Below are 2,146 nucleotides of genomic sequence, written 5' to 3'. Positions count from 1 at the left end.
AGCGCGGTGGGCAGCCAGGTGGAGATGATGGGCACGTAGGTGACCAGCATCAGGAACACCAGCATCGTCACCAGCCACGGCCACACCGCCTTGGACATCGCCGTGAGCCCCAGCTTGCTGATGCCGCTGGCCACGTACAGGTTCAGCCCCACCGGCGGCGTGATCAGACCGATCTCCATGTTCACCGTGATCATGATGCCGAAGTGGATCGGGTCGATCCCCAGCGTCATCGCGATCGGGAACAGGATCGGCGCCGTGATCAGGATCACCGACGAGGGCTCCATGAAGCTGCCCAGCACCAGCAGCAGGATGTTGACCGCGATCAGGAAGCCGATCATCCCCATCCCCGAGTCCATGATCCACTGCGCGATCCCCTGCGGAATCTGCTCGTTGGTCAGGATGAACGAGAACAGCACCGCGTTGGTGATGATGTACAGCAACATCGCGCTCATGTTCGCCGAATTGAGCAGCACCTTCGGCACGTCCGACAGCTTCAGGTCCTTGTACACGAAGATCGCGATGAAGAACGCGTACATCGCGCTCATCGCCGCGGCCTCGGTCGGCGTGAACATGCCCGAGTAGATGCCGCCCATCACCACGATGATCAGCGCCAGCCCCCAGATCGCCCGCCGGAACGCCACCCACACTTCAGCGAAGCTGCGCTTGGGCTCGCGCGGGTAGTCGCCCTTGCGTGCCACCCACCAGGTGGTGAAGCCGAGCATCAGCGCACACAGCAGCCCCGGGATGACCCCGGCCATGAACAGCGCGCCGATCGAGCTGTTCGTCGACACCGCGTACATCACCATCACGATCGAGGGCGGGATCAGCACCCCGAGCCCGCCGGCCGAGGCGACCACGCCCGCACCGAACGGCTTCGGGTAGCCGACCTTCATCATCGCCGGGATCATGATGCTGCCGATCGCCACCACCGTGGCCGGGCTCGAGCCCGACACCGCGGCGAACAGCGCGCAGGCGAACACCGAGCTCATGCCCAGCCCGCCGCGCAGGTGCCCGACCATCGCCGTGGCGAAGTCGATCATGCGCCGCGCCACCCCGCCGTGGGTCAGGAAGTTGCCCGCCAGCACGAAGAACGGGATCGCCATGATCTCGAACTTCTCGATGCCGGTGAAGAGCTTCAGCGCCACCGATTCGAGCGGCACTTCGGTGAAGAAGAACAGGAAGGTGAGCACCGTCAGGCCCAGCGAAATGGACACCGGCATGCCGGTGAGCATCAGGACCGTGAGCAGCACGAAGATGATCGCGGCGGTCATTTCTTGCCTCCCTTGCCGCCATCGCGGCCAGCGTCGCTGTCATACGGCGGGTGCTTGTGCTTGAGGTCGTGCGGGTGCAGGTCGTCGTCCATCTCGAAGTAGTTCACATCGACCGGCACGTGCCCTTCCTCGTCGATGCCGTCGACGTGGCCGTGGTCGTGGTGCGGCAGCTCGCCCGTGCGCCAGAAGCTGGCCGTGACCTGCAGGAAGCGGAAGCACATCAGGTAGGAGCCGAGCGGGATCGCCGAATACACGATCCAGGTGGGCCACTCCAGGTCGGGCGTCACCGGGCCTTCGAAGAAGTTACCCGTGTCCGCGCCCAGCGTGCTCAGCACCGCGTAGGCCATGCCGTTCTCCCACACGAAGTGCGCGCCCAGCGTGCCGATGATCCCGGTAAACAGCGCACCGGCCAGCAGTCCGAAGATGATGAACTTCTCGCGCACCGCGTCCGACAGGTGGTTGATCAGCACATCGACGCCGACGTGGATGCCCGTACGCACACCGTAGGCCGCGCCGAACTTGGCCATCCACACGAACATGATGATGCACAGCTCCTGCGCCCAGCCCAGGTTGATGTCCAGCAGCACGTCCTGCAGCCCCGGAATGTCGAACCCCGACATGTAGCGGTGCACCACCGCCACGAAGATGATCACGGTCGCCGCCCCGATGAAGAAGGCGACCAGCATCTCTTCCAGGCGGTCCAGTAGTTTCAATACCATGGCGATTCCCCCATGAGGCCCGCCGTGACCATACGGGCACGGCGGGGTATCAGCCGGTCAGCGATCAGAACTTGCTGGGATCGAAGCCGGTGGCGTCGTAGATCGACTTGATCGTCGCCGCGCCCACGCGCGATTCCATCTTCTTGTGCACCGGCA

General features: G+C 64.3%; 2 protein-coding genes. Both read right to left on the bottom strand.

Translation table 11 applies throughout. From position 1 onward, the window contains the following. On the bottom strand, positions 1 to 1,271 hold a 1,271-nt coding region (locus NX068_RS21035), incomplete at its 3' end, for a TRAP transporter large permease (protein ID WP_263463195.1). Next, entirely contained in the window at positions 1,268 to 1,990 is a 723-nt protein-coding gene (locus NX068_RS21030; RefSeq protein WP_263463194.1) for a TRAP transporter small permease, read from the bottom strand. The genes NX068_RS21035 and NX068_RS21030, both read right to left, overlap by 4 nt. Positions 1,991 to 2,146: the final 156 nt, after the last annotated feature.

It is taken from the genome of Thauera carbonicopians (genome assembly GCF_025699485.1).
In the GTDB taxonomy this organism is placed as follows: domain Bacteria; phylum Pseudomonadota; class Gammaproteobacteria; order Burkholderiales; family Rhodocyclaceae; genus Thauera.
This window is presented reverse-complemented; position numbering and strand designations above follow the sequence as displayed.

Coding starts and splice junctions, on each gene's coding strand:
- NX068_RS21030 (WP_263463194.1), bottom strand. CDS start 1,990: ATGGTATTGAAACTACTGGACCGCCTGGAAGAGATGCTGGTCGCCTTC.